Below are 21,326 nucleotides of genomic sequence, written 5' to 3'. Positions count from 1 at the left end.
CTCTGCCGGAGGGTTATTCGGCAAGCTGCTCTTTGTAGGCTTCCAGTATCTGGATAACGAATCGCTGGTGCTCTTCGAGCGCCTGCTCATCCTCCGGAGAGGTCTCGATGCTCACGGCATACAGGAGAACTAGGGCGTTATCAAGGTCGAGTGCCGCCTTGTCCTGCATATCCTCCGGTCGAAGCCTGATGGCGAGCGCTTCTGCGTCGGACTCGGCAAAGGTATAGTGCGGTGCCGGAGTTACCCGCGACTCGGCCAGGTCTTCCGAACGCTCGCGCACGATCATCAGTGCCGCCTCAAGGGCTCCCGGCATCGTACCGGTCTCGCGCAGTCGCCCGAGCGCCTCGTCGCATCTCACAATCGCGTTTTTATAGAGGCCGAACTTGAACGTCAGAAGCGAGGATGCCAAACGGTGCCCGGTCTCCTCGTCGATGCTCTTCGTGATCGGTTCGATACGTGCGATATACTCATTCAAGAACTGCTTCATCGTCTTCTCCTGATGCATTGGTTTACTAAACCTTTTCTCAACCCGGAGTGCAAGGATGCTGATACTCACGGCATAGAGTGTCTGCATAACCGGACCGTTTGAAAAGTCGTTCGGGATAAGGAATATGATCACCGCGTAGAGCGGGGCGAACAGTGAGACGATATCCCTTTTCGGTTTCGAGTAGGCTATATAGCCGAGTATGAACGATGCGATCACGCACCCGGCGACCCCGATGAGTATCGCAGAGGGCACCTGAAGATAGGTGAGCAGGATGCCGATCAGGACTCCGCCGATGGAGACGGCGGGGACTGTAAGCCATGCATGAGGCCCGGGTGGCGAGCGCGGTAGAGTATTCTCTGTGATCATTGACCCTTCCCATATTCCCTATGGAGCGGAAACCGTAAACAAGGTTCCCTTTCTCTTCACTCCGGTATCCGCGGGAGCTCGCCTGCACGGACGGTCACGTTCCTCCCTGCAATGGTCGCCATCCTGCTCTTCAGATCCTCCAGGAGTGTTCCTGCGGACGCACGCAGCACCGCAAGATGTTCCTTCCGGGTGGCGGCACCGGCCTCTCTCTCTGCTGCCTGGCGGCGCAGGTACTCGAGGTCTTCCGAAACCGCCTGCTCTTCGGCGTAACCGGCGAGCGCTCTTTGCTCTGCCTCGGCAGTCCCGATGTCTGCATCGAGGTTTCGATGCTCTGCAATTGTGCGGACGAGCTCTATTCGGAGGATGGCGGCATCCGAGAAGAGGTGCTGCTCCTCCCGGTTCTTCAGTGCCACCTCACCCCGGCCTATGAGATCCATCACTGTCGGCATCACCCGCGTGAGCAACCCGATGATGGCATCGGGATGCTCCGGGGGGGCGACCGAGAGTGCGTCTTCCGCCCGGCGCAGTTCCTCCGCCGTGTCGTGGTCGAGGTGCTTCTCGAGAACCTTCTCCGCCTTTCGGAATACATGCAGGGCGTGTGTCCTGATAGAGGCGTACTCTCGTGCGACCTCTTCTTTTCGCTCGCCAACCGCACGGATTCGAAGATCGAGTTCCCGTGCCGCGGCATGATGGGGGCTCCCCTCAAGCTCCCGGAGCGCATCCTCCAGCTGCCGGATCCGGGCGGCATCCCTCCGGGTCTCTTCTGCGTGCGTGATCGACTCTTCGCGAACCGATGCGTACTCGCTTCGCACCCGGATCAGCTGCTCATAGCTCTTGCGCGCTTCGTCAACTCCGGCATGCCGTGCGCGAAAATCGGCGATCGCCTGCGTCATGAGGTTGATCTCGGTGCCGAGATCTTTTACGGCGGCACGAAAGTCGCGCATCTCTTCGGGATACGCTGCGGCGATGTACTTTCCCTGTCCCTTGAGTGCCCGCAGGCAGCCCTTCAGGACTCCGGCCGCCGCTGCGTAGAATGCCTCCGTATCGCCGGCAGGTTGTTTTTCGAGCATCTGGTCGACGGACTTCACAAACTCCGGAAGCGCTGATCGGGATATCGCTTTGAGGCGCTGGTGCGGCACAGCGGTCTCGCCTGCCGTCCTGAGCGGCTCGATCGCCGTCCTGATGCTCGAGAGGGCTGCCTCGATCCGTTGCCGGTTCGGGGCGACCTTCCCGGTGAGTTCCTCATCGAGCGTCGCTTCCCGTGCATCGAGCCATGCCGGGATATCCTCGAGCCGTATCTCGATAGCTTCCAAAGGCGCCTCTTCTCGTCTGAAGAGATCGCGTAGTGTCCGAAACATCGTATCCTCAGTGTAGGTTACTCATTCTGGTAGTGTTGCGTTGTTCTCATCGTCCATATCCTTTATCGTATACGTTCATTCGTCCGTTCCCGCTATCTGCTGGAGGCGCCGGACGCCGCCAATCTCATCGATGACGTCGGTGACGGCATGCGGTACGAGGTTCTGCCACTCATCCCCGGAGAGCATTCTCCGGCGTATCTCCCGGCCGCTATGCGTTGCCCGCTCATACATGTCCGGGGATGTTACGGTCATGCCGGCCTCGTGGAAGAGCTGCATCACAAGAGGGTTACTCGAGTAGACGACGTCGAAGGGGGGTGTCATCGATCTGACATGGGCGACCCATATGGCGTTCCGCCTGATATCCTCGATGGGGATGACGTAAAACGGGCAGTCAAGGCTCTGCAGCGCCCGCGTGATCATCAGCACCCGTTCACCTGCTGTAAAGGGATTCTCAAGGGTATGGGAGAGTTGTGCGCTGCCGATACCGATGACGATCTCGTCCGACCATTTCGCGATCTCTTCGAGAACCGCCTGGTGTCCGTTGTGGTACGGCTGGAATCGGCCGATGTAAAATCCCCTACGCATCGTCCGCCACCATATTTGCGATCTGGGCGGCGAACGCACCCGCGGTGAATCCGGCATCGATGTTCACCACGCTGAGTACCGAGCAGGACTGGAGCATACTCGCGAGTGCCGCTTCGCCGGCGCCCATGTAGCCGTACCCCGTGCTGACCGGCACCCCGATCACCGGGCGGTCGACGAGACCGGAGACGATGGCAGGCAGCGTCCCTTCGCGCCCTGCGGCGACGACGAAGACATGAGCACCGATAAGACCTTTGAGGGCGGAGAAGAGGCGGTGAATCCCCGCCACCCCGACGTCGTACGCTGTCCGAACCTCGCACCCCATCTCCTCCGCTATCAGGCGGGCCTCCTCTGCAACCCTGATATCCGATGTCCCGGCCGTAAGAATGGCCACGATACCGCCGCTCTTTTCGGGAGCCGGTTTTCGCGCCAGGACGAGTGCCCGCGCAGGCTCCCGGTAATCGAGAGAGAGAGCGGTCGCTCCAATACGTTCCCGGAGAGCGGTGACCTGCTCGGGCGAGACTCTTGTGGCAATGCACCTGCCGGCGGCCGTGGTGTGCGTTATCATAATCTCGGCAAAGACGTCCGGGTCTTTTCCCTCGGCCAGCACCACTTCGGGCATGCCGCACCGGACCGCCCGCCCGGTATCTATCCGGGCCATTCCTTCGACCGCCGCGATACGAAGCCCTTCGATCGCGCCAAGGGCCTCGTCTTCCGTGATCGTTCCGTTTCTGTACTGCTTTAAGAGATCTCGCAGGGTGGCATTCGGGGACATGAGTCAGTAACAAAAATAGGGGTTCGGGTATAATAATTACTTCATCGTATGTCCTATCTTGTTTATGTCGCCGGATTCGGTGTTGCCGTTGTTTTTTTCCTGTGGCTGCGCGATCTCCGGATCTATTCCCGCACAGGACTTGCCGGATACCGTACCGCGGCTTACCAGGGGGTCCTTTTCTCCGCTCTTGGCCTTGCCGGCTTCTTCGTGACGTTGTATGGGGCGGAGATCCTGGGCCTCGGTCTCGTTCTCGCCGCTCTCTTTCTGCAGGGGCGCGCCTCGCGGGAACGGGTGTGGCGGAGCGAAAGCACGATGCAGCGATTCCTCGGAGAGGCGGAGCACAGAAAAGATAAGGGTTCGAAATAGAGATTATTCAGGAGTTTAGGGAATGCTTCAGAAACCACGGGGTACACGGGACTTTTTACCCGAAGAGATGGAACGCCGCAGACTGATCGAGGGGCGGATGCGCAGCACGGCGCGTGCCTGGGGGTACCGTGAGGTCTGCACACCGATATTCGAGCATCTCGAGCTCTTCACGATGAAATCGGGCGAGGGTATCATCCAGGAGATGTACGTCTTCGAGGACAAAGGCGGCCGGGAGCTGACGCTCAGACCCGAGATCACGGCAGCGGTACTGCGGATGTACGTGAACGAGGCAAAGGTGCTTCCAAAACCCCTCCGGTGGTGTTACTTTGCCGACTGTTTCCGCTACGAGCGCCCCCAGAAGGGTCGGTATCGCCAGTTCTGGCAGTTCGGTGTGGAGCTGATCGGTGCCGATACGGCGGCCGCCGATGCCGAAGCGATCATGCTCTCCGATGCTGTCCTCCGTGCCGCGGGTGTCCGGTTCGACCTCCATGTCGGCCACCTCGCACCGATGAAACACCTTGTCAGAGATCTCCCCGCGGAAGAGCAGCGGGCGATCATGGCATTCCTCGATAAGCACAATATTGCCGGGCTTGAAGAGCGGCTCACCGAGAAGGGGCAGCACGATCTCCTCGAGTCGCTCGTCGCGCTGACGTCGTGCAGAACGCCGGCGGAGGTCTTTGCCGTGACGGGCGACCTCCCCGAGCGGGCGCGGATCGAGGAGACGTTTGCCATCCTCGATGCCCAGCATATTGCCTACACGCCCGACTTCGGGATTGCGCGGGGTCTTGACTACTACACCGGCATGGTCTTTGAGGCTTTCGCGCCGAATCTCGGCGCCGAAAACCAGATCCTCGGCGGAGGCACCTATCGGCTCGCCCACCTCTTCGGCGGCGACGATGCGGCCTCCTGCGGCTTTGCCATAGGATTCGATCGCGTCATGGTCTCGCTCGGCGAGTTCCCGGTAGAGCACGAGCCTGTTGTCGGCGTTGTCTGCACCCCGGAAGCCCGCATCCGGGCGTTCGAGGTTGCCGCCGCCTTCCGGGACGCCGGCATCAGAACCGAGGTCGACCTGATGCAGCGGGGGCTTGGGGCTCAGCTCTCCCACGTGGCGAAGGTTGCGGACTATGCCGTGGTCCTCGGGAAGCGCGAGGCCGAGTCGGGAACCGTCACGCTCAAGAATCTCCACTCCGGGGAGCAGCAGGAGATGACGCTTGCGGATGCCGTCTCCGAGGTGAACCGGCTTGGTCATCGCTGAAGATCTCGCCAAGCAGCAGCGGAGCATCAGCGTTGCGGAGTTCTTCGAGAAGAACAAACACCTCCTCGGGTTTGACTCCCCGACGCGCGGAATCATCACCACCGTCAAGGAAGCGGTCGACAACGCGCTCGATGCCTGTGAAGAGGCCGAAGTCCTTCCCGACATCTTTGTCGCCATCAGGAAGACCAATAGCGATGTCTACCGGATAACCGTCGAGGATAACGGACCCGGGATCGTTCCGAAGAACGTCCCCTACGTCTTCGGCAAGCTCCTCTACGGTTCCCGGTTCCACCAGATAAGGCAGAGTCGGGGGCAGCAGGGTATCGGGATAAGCGCGGCGGTGCTCTACGCACAGCTCACGACCGGTGTTCCGGCGCTCGTCATCTCCCGGACGGGAGCAGATGTGCGGGCGCACCGGTTCGAGCTGATGATCAAGACCGAGACGAATGAGCCGGACATCCTTGTCGACGAGGAGATCGACTGGGACAGGACGCACGGTACACGTATCGAGATCGAGTTTAAGAGCACGCTCGCGGCGAAGAAAAAGCTCCTCGAGTACCTCCGCTATACCGCCGTCGTCAACCCGCACGCACGCATCACCGCCGATATCGACGGCGAGATCACTGTCTTTGAGCGGGTGAGCAGCGAGGTTCCGCCCTGCCCGAAGGCGATTCTCCCGCACCCCCACGGGATCGAGTTCGGTGCGCTCAAGCGGATCGCGGCGACGAACAGCGATACTCTCGATGAGTTTCTGGTGAACTGTTTCTCCCGTGTCGGCAGGAAGACCGCAGACGAGATACTCGGACTCGCACAGATAAAGCCGAGGCGGAAGGCAAAGACACTCGACTCCGACGAGCTCAAGCGGCTCCTCGAGGCGATGCAGCAGGTGAAGATCCCGGCTCCGCCCGCACAGCAGTGCCTCTCGCCGATCAGTGAAGACCTGATCAGGAAGGGCCTCGAGAAAGAAGTCCAGCTCGATTTCATCAAGGCCCGCACCCGCCCGAGCGCGGTCTTCTCCGGCCACTCGTTCATCATCGAGGCGGCGATCGGCTACGGCGGCAAACTCCCGGCCGAGGGCAGCGCCCAGATCCTCCGGTTCGCAAACCGTGTCCCCCTGCTCTACCAGCAGGGCGCCTGCGCGATCACGAACTGCATCTCGCAGGTGAACTGGAAGTCCTACGGGCTCTCGCAACAGGGTCTTCCCGTCGGCCCGGCGCTCATCATGGTGCATGTGGCCTCGACGAACGTCCCCTTCACGAGTGAGAGCAAGGATGCGATAGCATCGATCCCCGAGATCGAGCGTGAGATCATCCTTGTCCTCCAGGAACTCGGGCGCGAGCTGAAGGCATACATCAACCGGCGTGACCGGAATAAACTGCAGGATGATCGCGCCCGGGCGATCTGCTCGATCATCCCTGAGATCGCCCGGAAGGTGAGCGATATCGTGGAGCTGCCGCTTGTCGACACCTCCCCGATCGAGGGAAAGATCATGCGTAAGCTCGTCGCCAAAAAACGGACGTGCGATGGGAAGGTCAGTATCGACGTGCATAATTATACGGCGCGCGAGCTCGTCTTCACCCTCTACAACCTCTCGCGGGACAGTGCAAGCGACGCCGTTCCAAAACCCGATTTCGTCGATGATTTCGACGGTGAGTACAACAAGGTCTGGAAGTGCCGTCTCGAACCTGGGACGGTCTGGCAGGTGACCTACTCCGGCACCGGGGACGGGAGCATCGATCTCCGCGGTGTGGAAGACAACGTCAAAGTGGTGGTGGATCTCGATGTCTAGGAAAGAGATGGATGCTCGTGCACGAGAGCAACTGGTGCATATCGCCCACGGCTGGTACGACCAGATGCGTGACGGTCTCGTGCCGTTCATCCGGCTGCCGACGCGGACGAAGCAGAATATCGAATACAACGACGAAAGCGAGGTCTGGACCTATGGCGAGAAGGAGAGCATGCGCTCGGCGAACTCCGAAAAAAGCGCTATCCACCTCCTGAAGATGGCATACGTCATCGGCTTTTTAAAGCAGCAGCTCGCCGAAGGCCGCTCGTCGACCTTGAGAGAACTCTATTACATCTCTGAAGGCTGGAAGCGGGCGAAGTTCGGGGCGCAGGACGAGAGCAACCGCCTTATCGAAGACCTCGAGATCCTCACCGACCTGCAGCGGGAGGCCTTCCACCTCCGGCCGGAAGAGGACGGCGCGGCGATCTTCGGACCCTTGCAGATCCGTGAGTCTACTCAGCGGGGTGTTCGCGAGATCCACTGTCAGGAGAATGTCGGCGAGGCGGGCTACCCCATCCCGAATAACGTGGACACGCTCGACTTCATCGACCACGATGCGAAGTTCGTCATCGCGATCGAGACGGGTGGTATGTATGCCCGTCTCATGGAGAACGGATTCGACGAGGAATACGGTGCTATTCTGGTGAACCTCAAGGGGCAGCCTGCCCGGTCGACCCGGCGGGTTCTCCGACGGCTCAATGAGGCGATGGACCTGCCGGTCGTGGTCTTCACCGATGGTGACCCCTGGTCGTACCGGATATATGCCAGCGTCGCCTACGGTTCGATCAAGAGCGCCCATATGTCCGAACGCCTGGCCACGCCGCAGGCGCAGTTCATCGGTGTGCAGCCGAGCGATATCTCGGATTACAACCTTCCCTCCGACAAGCTCACCGAGCAGGACGTGGCCGCGCTGAAATCGGAGCTGACCGATCCCCGGTTTGCGACCGACTACTGGCGCGAGCAGATCAACCTGCAGCTCGAGATGAAGCTAAAGTCTGAACAGCAGGCATTCGCAAGCCGCGGGCTTGACTTCGTGACGAAGGAGTACCTCCCAAACCGCCTATCAGAGATGGGTATCATCTGACCTTTTTTCATGGTTCGCGTATCTCGGCGAGCGCGATGACCGGGACACCGTCGAGGTCGTCGAAGAGGATCGGGTAGAGGCGAAGGACCCAGGAACATTCGGTGAGCCTCCCGTATGAGAGGTCGACATCCTTCATGACGAAGATCGGCGGTGATTCGCAGAGAAAGAGCCGGTGTGCTGCCGCCGCCTCGGCACCGTATGCGGTCGAGGCGATCGAGATGGTGTCGACCCCGAAGAGGTGGAGGCACGGGCATTCCTGCCGGAGGAGCTTCGAGAGATTGGGGTGAACCCAGGGATGTGCCGATGCGTAGACTTCCGGACTCACGCCCCGGAACCGGGAGATGCTGGTTCAGGGGGTATGCGATCGGGATGAGCATATGTCGTCCCGTATATACGACCGGAGCTCATGAAGGTTGCCGACGACCGCCTCTACTCCGGATCTCCCTGAGAATCGGTCGGGGTCGCCCGGTTTGACCCGGGCAACGAACCGGACGCCGGTCTCCCCTGCCGCCTCCCAGTCCTGCGGGGCATCGCCGACGAAGAGGGTCTCTCCCGGAGAGCTTTCTGTCGCGGCGAGGATCTCCCTGATGCACTCGCCTTTCGTCCTCGGCGAGCCGTATACCCGGACGAAATACTTCGCAAGGTCCCGGCGGCGGGCGATCTCCTGCATCTCTTCTTCCGGGGTTGCGGAGACGATGTAGAGCGGGAGCACCCGCGAGCATTCCTGGAGGAGCTCCTCCGCGCCGGGAACGAGGGGGACGGTGAGCATCTTATCGAATATCAGCCCGGCGTACCGGCCTGCAAGCCGCTCTTCCTGCTCGGGAGTCAGTTCTTCGTGCAGGATCTTCTCGTAGATGTACCGGAACTTCTTGTAGCGGGACATGCCGCCGTTCTCGAGGTGGTATGCGACGATCTCCTCGAGGTGCTCGGGGACGAACGAGAAGGTCTTTCGGAATGCCTCCGCCTTCATGGCGATGGATTCTGCGACGACGCCGTCGAAGTCGAGGATAAGCAGGCGGATAGGTCGATCCTTCATCATATCCAGACCGGCATATACTCACTTATCAGTATCGTATGCCCCCGGTGCCCGCTGCTCTTCCGTGATCCAGCATATCCTCTATGGAGCGGCATATCGGGATAGACGGTCTCCACCCGGTGGCGGTCGTGATCCGGGTGTTGTCGCTTCTCTGCGTCGGGATGAGATCCGTTCCCGGATTGTCCGGGGTTTCGACCGTGTAGTTTCTCTTTGTAACTCTCTCGACGCACGTGAGAACCTCACGTATCGACGTGGCGGTTCCGGAGCCGATGTTGACGGCCTTCCCTGAAAAGTGCTCCTCGAATCGTTCGTGGAAGAGTATCTGCCGGTATCCGGAGACGGTATCGCGGACGTCGAGAAAGTCCCGTCGGGAATCGGTATTGCCAAGGAGCATCGTATCCCGGATGCCCGCCTCGATCTCAAGCGCCTGTGCGACGATCCGGCCACAGACGAACGACGGCGGCTGTCCGGGGCCGATGAGATTAAACGGCCTGACGACGGCCACAGCGAGGCTGTGCGTGAATGCGAAGCTCCGTGCCAGGAGATCTTCGGCTACCTTGCTGATGCCATACGAACCGACCGGCCGAAGCGGTGCGTCCTCCCGGATTGGAGCCGTGCCGGCATAGCCGTACTCCGCCGACGACCCGGTAACAAGTACCCGGGAGTCAGGCCTCTCCTGTACTACCGCATCGAGGAGGTTCTGCGTGGCGACGACGTTGACCTGCAGGAGATCGTCGAGCGTGCCCTTATTCAGTCCGGCAAGATGGATAACTGCATCCGGCGAGATGGATCTGACAAGCGCTCTCGTTTCGTCACGGTTACGGAGATCGCCCTGCAGATACGTGCACCCGGTAAGAGGGTGCGGAGCAGTTGCATTGTAGAGTCCGAAGACCTCTGCTCGCGTTCCCGGCAGGGAGAGGAGATGGCTGATCATGTGGTGTCCGGTAAAGCCCGAGGCACCGGTTACCAGGATCTTCATTCCAGGAATTTGCCCGGGTTTTTCTCGAACTCCTCCACCGCCCGCTCGTAGTCATCCGGCCTGCCGACATCGAGCCAGTAGCCGTCGTGAGGGTAACTGTAGACCGGTTCGCCGCGCGCGGTCAGTGCGTACATCAGATCGTCGAATCCAAAGGGCGTATCCTTCGGGACAAACTCCAGCATCTCCCTCTGGAAGACATAAATCCCCATGCTAACGTCGAAGTGGTAGACCGGCTTTTCCCGAAAGCCGCAGATCTTATTCTGGCCGTCACGTTCGAGCACCCCGAAATCGATCTTTGTATCCCGCTGGTAGGTGGCGATGGTGGCAAGCGCTTTCCGCTCCCAGTGGTAGTCGAGGAGCTTTCTGTAGTTGAGATCGGTCAGGATATCCCCGTTCATCACGAGGAACGTATCCTCAAGATCGGGGATAAGGTGAAGCGGGCCGATGGTGCCGAGCGGTTCGCTCTCGTGGCTGAACCGGACGGGGGTCTCGGGGCGATTTCGGCCCTGCAGGTATGCGTGGATGAGTTCTCCGAGGTAGCCGGTGCTGATGATGATATCGTCAAAGCCGCACTTTCCAAGCTGGCGGAGGATCACCTCGAGGATCGGGTAGTCGCCGATGGGCATCAGGGGCTTTGGGAGAACGGTTGTATAGGGGTGGAGCCGCCGCCCTTTTCCCCCTGCGAGAATAATTGCCTGCATTGTTCATTCCTCCTATACGGTATAGATCCCCGGTTTGTATGCATCAATCTGCTCCCGCATCCACGCGATCGTCAGATCGAGGCCGTCTTCGAGCGTCACCGACGGCTTCCACCCGAGCACCTCGCGGGCGAGGGAGTTGTCGCAGATGAGCTTCATTACTTCGCTCTTCTCCGGCCTGACCCGGAGGTCTTCGCAGACGATCCGGGCGTCGGGGTTGATCTTCCCGAGAATGATCTCCGCAAGCTCGCCTATCGTGACGCCGCTCCCTCTGCCGGCATTGATCGTCCGGCCGATCGCCTCCTCGCACTCCGCCATCCGTATGAAGGCGCGCACCGTGTCGCCGACGTAGGTGAGGTCGCGCACTGGCGTGAGCGAACCGAGGCGAACCGTATCGGACGTCAGCGCCTGCGTGATGATGGTCGGGATGACGGCTCTCGTCGACTGCCTGGGGCCGAACGTATTGAATGGGCGCAGGGTCGCCACCGGCAGCCCGAAGGAGCAGAAGTAGGATTCGGCAATCTTATCCCCGCCGATCTTGCTCGCAGAGTAGGGTGATTGACCCTGCAAGGGGTGCGTCTCATCGATGGGGGTATACTGTGCCGTTCCGTAGACCTCGCTCGTCGAGGTATGTACGACCCGGTCGACATCGCCTCTGCGGCAGGCCTCCATGACGTTCAGGGTGCCCTTCACGTTGGTATTGACGTACGACTCCGGAGCGAGGTACGAATACGGGATGCCGATGAGCGCCGCAAGGTGAAAGACGACCTCTTTTCCCCGGACGGCCTCCCGAACGGCGAACCCGTCGGTAATGTCGCCGGCGAGCACGGTCAGGTTTGGACTGCCCGCCTCGTAGCGGCCTTCGAGCATCCCCCAGTCGTTCCGCGCGTTGTAGTGAACGAAGGCCGTAACCTCTGCTCCGCGACGGATCAGTTCATCGACGAGATGGCTTCCGATAAAGCCACCCGCTCCGGTCACCAGTACCTGTTTCCCCTGCCACGTCATGCTTGAACCTGGTAGTAGTATTCGCAAGTGTCGTATAATCGTGTTCTGCTTTTGCCATGTATGCCTGCCAGTCGGCGGCCTCGACAACCGTCTTTCGTGCACGGGCGCCAAGGGCACTCCGGAGTTCCGGCGATGTCGCGAGCCTGGCAATGCTGCCGGCGAGAGCCTCCGGGTTCTGCGGCGGGATCAGGACGCCGTTCTCACCGTCGGTTATCCACTCCGGTATCCCGCCGACGGCCGTTGCGATGCAGGGAAGACCCGATGCCATCGCCTCGAGGAGCGAGACCGGCGTTCCGTCCGAGACGGATGCCGTGATGAAGATGTCGGCAGAGCGGTAGTCCTGCGGGACATCGGCATACGTGGTCTTCCCCATGAATTCCACCGCTCCGTCAAGCCCGAGGGAGCGGACGAGTCCCTGCATCTTTTCTTTCTCGGGTCCTTCGCCCTTCAGGATGAGCCGCAACCTCTTATCGTTTGTATATGCAATGGAAAATCCCCGGATGAGCGTCTCCGTGTTGTAGACCGGGTAGAACCCCCTGTTTGAGAAGAGAACGATATCTCCTGCTTTGCCTTCGGCCCGTGGTACCGGTGAAAACATCCCGGTGTCGATCCCAAAGGGCATATACGCGGTCTTTTCCGGAGGAATTCTGAAGTCGTCGATGATGTGGTGTTGGATATCCCGCGAGACCGCATAGATGAGATCGGCATGGTCGAGAACGCGTTGTGTGAATGCACGGATCAGTCTGCTTTTCTTCGGGAGGATGAGGATGTCGTCTCCCCATGCCGAGACGATCGCGGGCTTCCCGGTCAGGAAGGGAAGGTGAAAGCCGTACTTCGCAATGAAGTGGGCATGGATGAGGTCAGGGTCAATCTGCCGGATCAGTCTCATGATCGCCAGGTGCCTCGGCCAGAATGATAGATAGAGACTCTGCACCGACGACCCGACCACATGCTCCGTGACGCCTTCGATGGTAGTGTTCATGGCATCGTAGGTGATCAGGTGGACTTCGTGGTGTTTTGCGAAGTATTCAACCCAGCGCTGGGTATGAATGCTCCTGCCGTCGGCGATAAAGCAGATTTTCACGGGTGACGCTTCCTTCTGTTCTTTGTGTACTTCTAGTGTGTGGGCTCGCTAATCAATAACGTTCTGGTATTCGGATTATTCCGGATCTGTGGTTATATTTGATTGTCTCTGGCTCCCGCCCTCCATTTCTTCAGAAAAGGATTCTGCACGCTATGGTGAGATGTCCATTCCGGAGATGAAGCTTTGTGCATGCTGCAGTTTAGTCGCCTACTGCCGTACCCTTGTGATCCTCCGGAAGGAAGCGACGGAATGCGGAAGGAAACTATGGTTTTATACCATTATGTTCAAATAGCAAATAATGCAATTGCCAGAAAAGCCACTTGATGTAATAATCTTTTGCGGCGGTAGAGGCACTCGCTTGAGTGAAAAGACAAAAGAGGTCCCAAAACCCCTCGTCGAACTCGGGCAGTATCCTATTCTCTGGCATATCATGAAATTGTACTCGCATTTTGACTGTAATCGGTTTATTCTGACATTAGGGTATAAAGGGGAGATGATAACAAACTATTTTCTCTACCAGCATCCCCTGATGCAAAATTTCTCAGTAACCCTTGCAGAGCCCCGGATGCCCGTTCCGAAAGACGACTGGGAACTCTGCTTTGTGCAGACCGGCCTTGAATCCAGGACAGCACGGAGGTTGCTCCTCTGCCGAGACCATATCACCTCGGGGCGGTTTATGGTCACCTACGGCGACGGTGTTGCCGATATAGATATCACGAAACTCCTCGAGCGGCATCAGCATCTCCGGGAAAAACATGGGATTATCGCTACGATCACCGTCTCCCGCCCGTACTCGAAGTACGGGATCGTCAGAATGGAGGGGGATATCGTCGAAAGTTTCAGTGAGAAACCGCAGATGAGTGAGTACATCAACGTCGGATTCATGGTGCTGGAACCGGAGATCTTTGACTATATCCGCCCGGACGAGGATGTTATGTTCGAAGATACCCTTCAGGATGTGGCAAACGACGGGAAACTTGGATTCTACATCCACCCCGGTTTCTGGCATGCTATGGATACGTACAAGGATTACGCCGATCTCAATACTATGTGGAAGGAGAATCCGAGATGGAAGATCTGGACAGACTGAACTTCTGGAATGGAAGAAGGGTTCTCGTCACCGGGGCTACCGGTGTGGTCGGGTTAAACCTTGTAAACAGACTTGAGCAGTACAAGGCTGAAGTCGTTGCCGTAGTCCGGGACTGGGTTCCGAGAACCCGGAAGCTTGGTGACTGGCTGCAGGGCGACTCCTCCGTAAATCTTGTCCGGGGTGAGCTTGAAGACTACTCCCTCCTCGAGCGGACACTTGCCGAGTATGAGGTGGAGTACGTCTTCCATCTTGGAGCACAGACGATCGTCGATGTCGGGAATCGCTCCCCGCTCACGACGTTCCGCGCAAATATTGAGGGGACATGGAACCTTCTTGAGGCGGTCAGGGTCCTCAATGGCTACTCCTCCGACGTGAAGGCTGTTTGTGTTGCCTCATCGGATAAGGCATACGGATCGAGTCCATGCCTTCCATATGTTGAGGATATGCCGCTTCGGGGAGAGCACCCCTATGATGTCTCAAAGAGCTGCACGGATCTGCTCGCCCAGAGCTACGGGAAGACCTACGGGCTTTCGGTTGGCATTGCCCGGATGGGAAACATTTACGGACCCGGTGATCTCAATTTCAACCGTATTGTTCCGGGAACCATCCGGAGTGTCCTTGATGGGCGCAGGCCGGAAGTAAGGAGCGACGGCACCCCTATTCGCGAGTATTTCTACGTTGAGGATGCCGTCGATGCGTACCTGACGATGGCGGAGCAGGCGGGTTCGAAGCATATGGCCGGAGAGGCGTTCAACTTCAGCAGCGGTGAGAAGTACTCCGTAATTGACGCCATCAGGACAATCATCGGAGTCATGGGATCGGATATGGAACCCATCATCCACAACAGAAGCAGAAACGAGATCCAGGATCAGTATCTCTCGATTGAGAAGGCACGGCAGGCACTGGGCTGGACTCCCCGGTATTCGTTTGAGGAAGGCCTCAAGCCGACTATCCGCTGGTATACGGAGGTGTTGCAGTGATAGAAGGAGTACAGATAATTCCCCTCAAAACATTCCTTGATGAACGCGGCCTGGTCCGGCACATGCTGCGGTCGACGGATCCCCACTTCGACCGGTTCGGTGAGATCTACTTCTCGGTTATCTTCCCGGAGGCGATCAAAGGTTGGCACGTCCACCGGAAGATGGAACTGAACTATGCCGTCGTTTCCGGAAACATCAAGCTGGTTCTGTACGATGCCAGGAAAGACTCTCCTACCTTTGGAGAGCTGCAGGAGATCTTCATGGGCGAGGATAATTATATTCTTGCAAAGGTGCCGCCGCACGTTGTGAACGGGTTTAAGGCCATCGGCAATGAAAAGGCAATTGTGGCGAACTGCGCCACAATACCGCACGATCCCGAGGAGATTGAGCGATTCGATCCGTTCGATCCTGCCATAGGTTACGATTGGGGCATCCGGCATGGATGAGGAGAAGACCGTTCTCATTACCGGAACGACGGGGCTTGTGGGCTCTCGCGCGTATGAGTACCTCCGCGCCGGGACACCGTGGACAGTCCTCGGGACAAGTCGGAGTAGCGGTGCCTGTGTGGATGCTGCTGTCGATCTCACCGACAGAGCTGCCGTCGATGAGCTCGCCTCTCTCTACAGTCCTGACGTCGTCATCCACACCGCGGCCGTATCACGGACGGATGTCTGCGAGAAGAACCGGGATCTCTGCTACGCGACAAATGTTGCCGCAACCCGGAACCTTGCAGAGGTATTTTCCGATGCAAAATTCGTGTACTTTTCCACCTATGCGGTCTACGACACTCCCGATGGGGGGTGCGGCGAGGGGTGCGAGACGCGGGCGGCAAACTACTACATCCAGACGAAACTTCTGGGTGAGGACTGTGTTCGACGGCTCAAGAATTCGGTTATTCTGCGTCCCTCCGTAATATTTGGCTTCCTGGAACACGAGCAGGCAAGCAAGAACTATGTGATGCAGCTCCTTGACAATATCAGACAGGGGAAGGTGACTCGTTCCCCCCGCGATCAATACTTCAATCCAATCTGGGTGGATGTGGTCGTGGAGATCCTTTGCCGTATTATCGATGCCGATCTCCGGGGCGTCTACAACATCGGATCGAATGAAGATATCAGCAAGTATGCCTTCAACCGCCTGGTCATGGATTGTCTCGGGCTTGATTCCGGGTTCCTTGAAGGAATTGACTCCGCATCCCTTGACGTCAGGAGGCCGACGATGGGAACGATCTCATCGGCGAAAGTTCAGGATGAACTCGGGCACCGGATTCCCCCGCTTGCCGGGATGATAAACGCTCTTCATGCAGCCTCTGCGGGAAGCATTGCCCGATATCTCTCTCAAGAGTAACTATGATTGAAGAGTGCCCAACCGTATCAATCTGCATTCCGACTTTTAACCGGGCGGCTATGGTCGGACGCGCCATCGAGAGCGCGCTCGGCCAGACCTACCGGAACATCGAGGTGCTCGTCGTCGATAATGCTTCGGACGATAATATTGAGGATGTCGTGGCGTCTTACACCGATCCACGGCTGAAATTTATTAAAAATCCCGTAAATCTCGGGCTCTTTGGGAACTTTAACCGGTGTGTCGAGCTCTCGCGCGGGGAGTTTGTACACATCCTCCACTCCGACGACTATATCGATCCCGAATTTACGGAAGCATGCGTTCGATTCTTTGAGGAGCATCCGTCCGTTTCTCTTACGTTCACTTCAGCAGAGATGCATACTCCGTCTCGTACGCATACGGTGCGTTATGCAGAGACAGATGTGATTATGCCCGCACCTGAAGGGTTTCGGCGGATCCTCTCTGAGCGATGCTTCATCACCTGCCCGTCGGTGATGATCCGACGGAGCGTCTACGATGCGATCGGGAAGTACTCGCTTGAGTACCCCTATTCCTCGGATTACTATCAGTGGCTGAAGGTCTCCCGACAGTATGATATTGCCTATGTGCATGACGCGACTGTGCACTACAGGCAGGGTGAACACTCGGAATCGTACCGCCTGCTCTTTGCAAGTCCGCTCGGATACCTCGACACGCTGAAGATATATGTGCAGCTCGCACGGGATCTTTCCGGCGAACTTTCGGATTATACCGACGGGTACAATGCTGCGGTTACCCGTTTCGCCAGAGACTGCCTCTTTGCCGGTGCCACCCGGACAGAGAGCATGGAGGGATTTTCTCCAAGCGTTCTTCTCGGGGTTGCACTGAGTTCATGGGGGTTGGCAGTTCCGAAGTCTTTTGGCAGCTCTTTGAAGAAAGCAGGAGGTTTCCTCGGAATTCTTGGGGCAGGTGTGGTAATCCATCTGCCGTTCCTGCGCAGGATGGCGGCGAGGGCACTCGCCTCGCGGACGGAGATGTACTGATCGTGATGAGACCGACTTTGGAGGAATGAGTCGATTAAGGCTGTCGTCTTGCTTGAGCGAGCCCGGGATGTCCCGGACGCACTGTCCTGGTCAGAGACCGTAACCGGAGATGTGCGATATATTGCACTACGTCCGGAGGTCTCCCAGATCCTTGATCTGGCAGGGGTCGAGTATGGCAGACCTGGTGAATATACCGAAGGAGAGCGGATTTACCGGCACGGGCTCGCTTCCTTCGATGAGATTCATAGACTGTGTGCGTATCTCGACGAGCGGCTTGCTGTCGTCCACGGCGTGCAGCAGCTGCGGCCGGCAGCCTATGCTTTCTACCATCTCAAGATTCTCTGGGATGTACTCTTTACGACCGTCTCCGTTCTTCAGGGGATCCTCCTGAAAGAGTGTCCTGACCTGATCCGGGTGTACGCCCCGGCGGACATTGGCTCTTCCCCGTATGCTTTCAGCAACGATGAGTCGGTCTACGCTGCCGTCCTCCGGCTCGAAGGATGGCCGGTTGAGGTTGAGGTGGTTGAAACAGCAGTGGGCGAGGATACGCCGATCTCAACTGCCGGACCTGTTCGCGGCCTTGCCGTGTCTCTTCAGGGTGTGCTCGGAGATTACTCCTCTCTCTTTAACCTCGGCACGATCGTCCGAAGGAGAGGGGTGTGTGCACTGCTGCCTGCCGCTCTCCGGAGTTTAACCGGGATTGCAGACACTCCACTGCTCCTGTACGAAAGCGGGTACAACTGGGATGATGCGTTGCTTGAGCTCTATCAGAACGGTTTTTCCCGGATCACACGAGTCCGGGACTCCTCGGTCGAAATCCGACTTTCCGATATGGAGCGATACAGAGAGACCATTCTCGATACCTGCCTGAATGCCCCTGCATGCCGTGAGCTCGGCAGGCGGGGAGGCATTGATACGTCTCCGCTTCTCTTCGAAAAGGTTGCCTGGATCGTCGCCCGGGCTACGGCAGAGGCTCTTGCCACTTATCCCAAGATGGTCAGGATAATCAGGGATTGTCGTGTCGGAGCGGTTCTGCTCTCGGTTCGGGAGTCTGCAGTCGGTCATGCTCTTGTTCGTGCTGCGCACGACTGTGAGATCCCTGTTATCTCCTGGCAGCACGGGGGGGCGGGGTACTGCTATCATCCTCTGATGCCTTTCATTGAGTCTGTTGATTCCGATATTCACCTCGTCTTCGGCGATAGTGTGGCCAAAGCATACCGTGAGACTGACAGAAGGCTGAAGATATCCCGGCCGCCAGAGATCGTCGCAGTCGGTTCGAGCTCGCTTGATCGACTGGATCCGAGGCCTGCCCTTCGCTCCCGGAGATCATCGGGATGCAAGACAATACTGTACGTCACCACGGCGTACCTCCACAATCAATATACCATCTCGGCAGTGCGTGACCCGACCGTATTCGACGAAGAGCTCTGGTCTGTCCAGAAGGCGGTCATCGATCTTGCACGAGCGCATCCTGATCATGCCTTTATCGTGAAACTTCATCCCGGCCACACATCCCGGGAGCCGTTGAAACGGTACATCGAACACCACCGGATACGAAATGTCCGTCTCGTCGTCCGGTCACCATCTCTTCCCGTTCTTCTCAAGGAGACCGATCTCCTCCTCTTTGATCTCATCAGCACGGGAATCCTTCAAGCGCTGCAAACTGACCTGCCGGTATTTCTGTATTCTGGCCTGAGCTGCGTCGATGAGGATACTCTGCTCCCACTCAAACAGCGTGTCTCTATCTATGAGACCGTTAAAGAGTATTCGGGTGCCATCAATCGCTATCTATCGGGAGAACCGGATGATCCGAGCGTGAACGTCCTTGATGAGACGTTCATGATCGGGTTTGGAACCTGCAGAGGGGATGGCCGGAGTGCGGAGCGTGCTGCTGCGATCATCCGGGAGGCCATTGCTGCCAGGCAGGGCAGGTGACGTATCTATGACTGAAGCAAAAACGGAGAAGGAGTTCTGGGAGCACTTCTGGAAGAATACAGCACTTCCGTGCCGTATCAATCCGTCGTTTTCCAACGATCGGGTCATCGCCGAGACTCTGAAGCGATGGATTCCTGCAGGTGATGGAGAGAGGGTCGCTCTTGAGGTGGGCTGCGCTCCCGGAAAGTGGATGGTTTATCTCGCTGAGGATCTCGGGTATGTTCCTGCGGGATGCGAGTATGTCGAATCCGCAGTTCGAACCACAGAGAAAAATCTGGAACTCTGCTGTATCCCGAATGCACGGGTCTATCACGGAGATTTTCTTACGATGGATTTTGAGGGGCGAACGTTCGATCTTATCCTCTCACTGGGCTTTATAGAGCACTTCTCCAATCCGGAAGACGTCATCCGGAGAAAACTATCGCTTCTGAATGATGGGGGATACCTGGCCATAGGGATTCCGAAGTTCACCGGCCTTAACTACCATTTAGCGAGGATTGTCGATGAAACACTCGACCGGAAGCTCCTTCCTGCCCATAACCTCGCGATTATGGATCGGGACTACTTCTGCAGTCTGCCCCGGACTCTTCCTCTCGCACCGGTATTCATCGATACCATCGGAGGATTCGAACCGGCTCTCTTCGACATCTCCCGAACGCCTCTCTGGTTCAAAGGCGTATTCCACGCTTTCAGTGCGGGTCTCGCAAATCCCATCGTCCGATGTCTGAATCTGGGCTGGTGCTCAGGCTACATTATGGCAATCTACCGGAAAGACGGAGCCCTGCCATGAGTGTCTCGCCGGAGGGAAAGCGAATATGCATCGTCACAGCTCTTCTCCTCACCGGCGGGTCTGATAACCTTCTCCTGTCTATCTGTTCACGTCTGGTAGATGCGGGATACCGAATTACTCTCTATGCAGCCTATCCGCCTCCTGGGTACGGGCGGTACGGCACTCTTCAACCTGCCTTTGAGGAGCGGGGGATTGCGGTTATTACGAGTCCTATCTGGATTAAGCCCGTGCTGACAGCGGTGGGGCTTGCCATCTGCGCTCCGGCGCTTGTTGCGTATCCATGTATGGTGGGATTCCGGCGCGACCGGGTCATGGCGTTCTACCGGCGGGTTTATCACCGGATTATCGGAAAGCGGGTAGATCAAGTGTATCAGTACCTTTTAGCGGTCAGAATCGCTATCGATCACCGTTCCAGGCCATACTCCCTCGTATCCGGGTATCACGGTGCTATCTGTCGTGCACTCTTCCTGATCAAGCGCTGGTTGCGGGTTCCCGTCTGCTACACCGAGATCTCATCGCCGTTATGGCGACAGAAGATGGATCCGGACGACAGTATGGGTGTTTACCTCAACGCACTTGACGGGATTTTTGTCCCGTCCTCCGCGATCGGGAACGAACTTCATTACTATGAGCATCTCGCCTCCCCGGCGAGGGTCGTGCCGTTTATTGTGGATCTTCCGGCACGATTGTATTCCCCGCCGGATCGCCCTGCACGAACGTTCGGCATCATTGCTCGTCTCTCACCGGAGAAGAATCAGGATGTTCTCATCCGTCTTCTCCCCGAATTGATGAGGAAGGTTCCGGATGCACGCCTCGTTCTTGTTGGTGCGGGGCCGACTGAAGGTATGCTTCGAGCACTTGCAGCAGAGCTCGGTGTATCTGATGCAATTGAGTTTATCCCCCGGTTCGACCGGATTGACGAGGTCATTGATCGCATCGATATCGTCACTCTGCTTTCGGACGTGGAGGGCATGCCGCTGACTCTCCTCGAAGCGCTCTGTTACGGCAAACCGATACTCGCCACGGCAGTCGGTTCGATACCGGATATGGTCATCGATCGGTACAATGGCTATCTCGTGGATAAGGCGGACATGACCGGGATTGTAGAGCACTTAGTTGAGATAATGGCGGATAAGGAATGCTATCTGGCCATGTCCGAGAATAGCCGGCGCCTTTATGCGGATCGGTTCGAACCCGACGTCGTTTTTGAGCAACTCCTGGAATTGTTCGAAGAGGTTATTCTTCAGAAAAGAGGCCGTATATTGGAAGATAGGCTCTCGAGAGGTATTTAGGTATTTACGCAT

22 protein-coding genes are annotated in these 21,326 nt (G+C 57.8%); 12 read left to right on the top strand and 10 right to left on the bottom strand.

From position 1 onward, the window contains the following. Nucleotides 1–13: 13 nt before the first annotated feature. The 4 genes from ABH15_RS12855 to larB form a co-directional block, all read right to left on the bottom strand. Entirely contained in the window at nt 14–853 is an 840-nt protein-coding gene (locus tag ABH15_RS12855; protein WP_128694955.1) for a hypothetical protein, read from the bottom strand. A gap of 56 nt (nt 854–909) precedes the next feature. Next, entirely contained in the window at nt 910–2,211 is a 1,302-nt protein-coding gene (locus tag ABH15_RS12850) for a hypothetical protein (protein ID WP_128694952.1), read from the bottom strand. 75 nt (nt 2,212–2,286) lie between these two features. After that, entirely contained in the window at nt 2,287–2,796 is a 510-nt protein-coding gene (locus ABH15_RS12845) for a nicotinamide-nucleotide adenylyltransferase (RefSeq protein ID WP_128694950.1), read from the bottom strand. Then, entirely contained in the window at nt 2,789–3,568 is a 780-nt protein-coding gene (gene larB, locus ABH15_RS12840; RefSeq protein WP_128694947.1) for a nickel pincer cofactor biosynthesis protein LarB, read from the bottom strand. Before larB ends, ABH15_RS12845 begins: the two co-directional genes overlap by 8 nt. Nucleotides 3,569–3,616: 48 nt before the next feature. Between larB and ABH15_RS12835 the strand changes: the two genes are divergently transcribed. The 4 genes from ABH15_RS12835 to ABH15_RS12820 are packed head-to-tail and all read left to right on the top strand — an operon-like array spanning nt 3,617 to nt 8,059. Beyond that, nucleotides 3,617–3,934 carry an ABC transporter permease gene (locus ABH15_RS12835; protein WP_128694944.1) on the top strand — a complete coding sequence of 106 codons (318 nt, stop codon included), beginning with the start codon at nt 3,617–3,619 and terminating at the stop codon, nt 3,932–3,934. Between the two features lie 22 nt (nt 3,935–3,956). Beyond that, a complete protein-coding gene (gene hisS, locus ABH15_RS12830) occupies nt 3,957–5,189 on the top strand; it encodes a histidine--tRNA ligase (RefSeq protein ID WP_128694941.1) in 1,233 nt (410 codons plus the stop codon). Then, nucleotides 5,176–6,978, top strand: a complete 1,803-nt coding sequence (locus ABH15_RS12825) for a DNA topoisomerase VI subunit B (RefSeq protein ID WP_128694938.1) — start codon at nt 5,176–5,178, stop codon at nt 6,976–6,978. Before hisS ends, ABH15_RS12825 begins: the two co-directional genes overlap by 14 nt. Next, entirely contained in the window at nt 6,971–8,059 is a 1,089-nt protein-coding gene (locus ABH15_RS12820; protein WP_128694935.1) for a DNA topoisomerase IV subunit A, read from the top strand. The genes ABH15_RS12825 and ABH15_RS12820 overlap by 8 nt, the downstream gene beginning before the upstream one ends. Before the next feature lie 7 nt (nt 8,060–8,066). Here ABH15_RS12820 and ABH15_RS12815 read toward each other — a convergent pair whose 3' ends face one another. From ABH15_RS12815 to ABH15_RS12790, 6 genes are read right to left on the bottom strand one after another with little or no spacing between them, the layout of a single operon-like run. Continuing rightward, on the bottom strand, nt 8,067–8,384 hold the full coding sequence (locus tag ABH15_RS12815; protein WP_128694932.1) for a hypothetical protein: 318 nt from the start codon (nt 8,382–8,384) through the stop codon (nt 8,067–8,069). 24 nt (nt 8,385–8,408) lie between these two features. Next, complete coding sequence (locus ABH15_RS12810) at nt 8,409–9,095, bottom strand: HAD family hydrolase (RefSeq protein ID WP_128694928.1); 687 nt, start codon at nt 9,093–9,095, stop codon at nt 8,409–8,411. A gap of 28 nt (nt 9,096–9,123) precedes the next feature. After that, nucleotides 9,124–10,074: an NAD-dependent epimerase/dehydratase family protein gene (locus tag ABH15_RS12805; RefSeq protein ID WP_128694926.1), complete on the bottom strand. Its 951-nt coding sequence runs from the start codon at nt 10,072–10,074 to the stop codon at nt 9,124–9,126. Next, complete coding sequence (locus ABH15_RS12800) at nt 10,071–10,775, bottom strand: nucleotidyltransferase family protein (protein WP_128694923.1); 705 nt, start codon at nt 10,773–10,775, stop codon at nt 10,071–10,073. The genes ABH15_RS12805 and ABH15_RS12800 overlap by 4 nt, the downstream gene beginning before the upstream one ends. A gap of 12 nt (nt 10,776–10,787) precedes the next feature. Further along, nucleotides 10,788–11,777, bottom strand: a complete 990-nt coding sequence (locus ABH15_RS12795) for a GDP-mannose 4,6-dehydratase (protein ID WP_128694920.1) — start codon at nt 11,775–11,777, stop codon at nt 10,788–10,790. Further along, nucleotides 11,707–12,861, bottom strand: coding sequence for a glycosyltransferase (locus ABH15_RS12790; RefSeq protein WP_128694917.1), 1,155 nt, complete (start codon nt 12,859–12,861; stop codon nt 11,707–11,709). The genes ABH15_RS12795 and ABH15_RS12790 overlap by 71 nt, the downstream gene beginning before the upstream one ends. A gap of 298 nt (nt 12,862–13,159) precedes the next feature. Between ABH15_RS12790 and ABH15_RS12785 the strand changes: the two genes are divergently transcribed. The 8 genes from ABH15_RS12785 to ABH15_RS13735 all read left to right on the top strand — a co-directional run bounded on the left by ABH15_RS12785 (nt 13,160) and on the right by ABH15_RS13735 (nt 21,314). After that, entirely contained in the window at nt 13,160–13,951 is a 792-nt protein-coding gene (locus ABH15_RS12785) for a sugar phosphate nucleotidyltransferase (protein WP_128694914.1), read from the top strand. Further along, nucleotides 13,930–14,931 carry a GDP-mannose 4,6-dehydratase gene (locus ABH15_RS12780; protein WP_128694911.1) on the top strand — a complete coding sequence of 334 codons (1,002 nt, stop codon included), beginning with the start codon at nt 13,930–13,932 and terminating at the stop codon, nt 14,929–14,931. The genes ABH15_RS12785 and ABH15_RS12780 overlap by 22 nt, the downstream gene beginning before the upstream one ends. Further along, entirely contained in the window at nt 14,928–15,377 is a 450-nt protein-coding gene (locus ABH15_RS12775) for a dTDP-4-dehydrorhamnose 3,5-epimerase family protein (RefSeq protein WP_128694908.1), read from the top strand. Before ABH15_RS12780 ends, ABH15_RS12775 begins: the two co-directional genes overlap by 4 nt. Next, nucleotides 15,370–16,278, top strand: coding sequence for an SDR family oxidoreductase (locus ABH15_RS12770; protein WP_128694905.1), 909 nt, complete (start codon nt 15,370–15,372; stop codon nt 16,276–16,278). Before ABH15_RS12775 ends, ABH15_RS12770 begins: the two co-directional genes overlap by 8 nt. A gap of 2 nt (nt 16,279–16,280) precedes the next feature. Continuing rightward, nucleotides 16,281–17,297, top strand: coding sequence for a glycosyltransferase family 2 protein (locus tag ABH15_RS12765; RefSeq protein ID WP_128694902.1), 1,017 nt, complete (start codon nt 16,281–16,283; stop codon nt 17,295–17,297). Between the two features lie 111 nt (nt 17,298–17,408). Continuing rightward, nucleotides 17,409–19,232, top strand: coding sequence for a hypothetical protein (locus tag ABH15_RS12760; protein WP_128694899.1), 1,824 nt, complete (start codon nt 17,409–17,411; stop codon nt 19,230–19,232). Between the two features lie 7 nt (nt 19,233–19,239). Continuing rightward, nucleotides 19,240–20,022, top strand: a complete 783-nt coding sequence (locus tag ABH15_RS12755; RefSeq protein WP_164913761.1) for a class I SAM-dependent methyltransferase — start codon at nt 19,240–19,242, stop codon at nt 20,020–20,022. 536 nt (nt 20,023–20,558) lie between these two features. Next, nucleotides 20,559–21,314 carry a glycosyltransferase family 4 protein gene (locus tag ABH15_RS13735; protein ID WP_164913760.1) on the top strand — a complete coding sequence of 252 codons (756 nt, stop codon included), beginning with the start codon at nt 20,559–20,561 and terminating at the stop codon, nt 21,312–21,314. Nucleotides 21,315–21,326 lie beyond the last annotated feature (12 nt).

The sequence above is a fragment of the Methanoculleus taiwanensis genome (genome assembly GCF_004102725.1).
GTDB lineage: Archaea > Halobacteriota > Methanomicrobia > Methanomicrobiales > Methanoculleaceae > Methanoculleus_A > Methanoculleus_A taiwanensis.
The sequence above is the reverse complement of the archived record's forward strand: the minus strand, read 5'-3'. Positions and strand labels throughout refer to the sequence as shown.

What these genes read in the sequence shown, in the direction of transcription:
- ABH15_RS12855 (WP_128694955.1), bottom strand. Translation starts at nt 853, where the DNA reads ATGATCACAGAGAATACTCTACCGCGCTCGCCACCCGGGCCTCATGCA.
- ABH15_RS12850 (WP_128694952.1), bottom strand. Translation starts at nt 2,211, where the DNA reads ATGTTTCGGACACTACGCGATCTCTTCAGACGAGAAGAGGCGCCTTTG.
- ABH15_RS12845 (WP_128694950.1), bottom strand. Translation starts at nt 2,796, where the DNA reads ATGCGTAGGGGATTTTACATCGGCCGATTCCAGCCGTACCACAACGGA.
- larB (WP_128694947.1), bottom strand. Translation starts at nt 3,568, where the DNA reads ATGTCCCCGAATGCCACCCTGCGAGATCTCTTAAAGCAGTACAGAAAC.
- ABH15_RS12835 (WP_128694944.1), top strand. Translation starts at nt 3,617, where the DNA reads ATGTCCTATCTTGTTTATGTCGCCGGATTCGGTGTTGCCGTTGTTTTT.
- hisS (WP_128694941.1), top strand. Translation starts at nt 3,957, where the DNA reads ATGCTTCAGAAACCACGGGGTACACGGGACTTTTTACCCGAAGAGATG.
- ABH15_RS12820 (WP_128694935.1), top strand. Translation starts at nt 6,971, where the DNA reads ATGTCTAGGAAAGAGATGGATGCTCGTGCACGAGAGCAACTGGTGCAT.
- ABH15_RS12810 (WP_128694928.1), bottom strand. Translation starts at nt 9,095, where the DNA reads ATGAAGGATCGACCTATCCGCCTGCTTATCCTCGACTTCGACGGCGTC.
- ABH15_RS12805 (WP_128694926.1), bottom strand. Translation starts at nt 10,074, where the DNA reads ATGAAGATCCTGGTAACCGGTGCCTCGGGCTTTACCGGACACCACATG.
- ABH15_RS12800 (WP_128694923.1), bottom strand. Translation starts at nt 10,775, where the DNA reads ATGCAGGCAATTATTCTCGCAGGGGGAAAAGGGCGGCGGCTCCACCCC.
- ABH15_RS12795 (WP_128694920.1), bottom strand. Translation starts at nt 11,777, where the DNA reads ATGACGTGGCAGGGGAAACAGGTACTGGTGACCGGAGCGGGTGGCTTT.
- ABH15_RS12785 (WP_128694914.1), top strand. Translation starts at nt 13,160, where the DNA reads ATGCAATTGCCAGAAAAGCCACTTGATGTAATAATCTTTTGCGGCGGT.
- ABH15_RS12780 (WP_128694911.1), top strand. Translation starts at nt 13,930, where the DNA reads ATGGAAGATCTGGACAGACTGAACTTCTGGAATGGAAGAAGGGTTCTC.
- ABH15_RS12770 (WP_128694905.1), top strand. Translation starts at nt 15,370, where the DNA reads ATGGATGAGGAGAAGACCGTTCTCATTACCGGAACGACGGGGCTTGTG.
- ABH15_RS12765 (WP_128694902.1), top strand. Translation starts at nt 16,281, where the DNA reads ATGATTGAAGAGTGCCCAACCGTATCAATCTGCATTCCGACTTTTAAC.
- ABH15_RS12755 (WP_164913761.1), top strand. Translation starts at nt 19,240, where the DNA reads ATGACTGAAGCAAAAACGGAGAAGGAGTTCTGGGAGCACTTCTGGAAG.
- ABH15_RS13735 (WP_164913760.1), top strand. Translation starts at nt 20,559, where the DNA reads ATGGATCCGGACGACAGTATGGGTGTTTACCTCAACGCACTTGACGGG.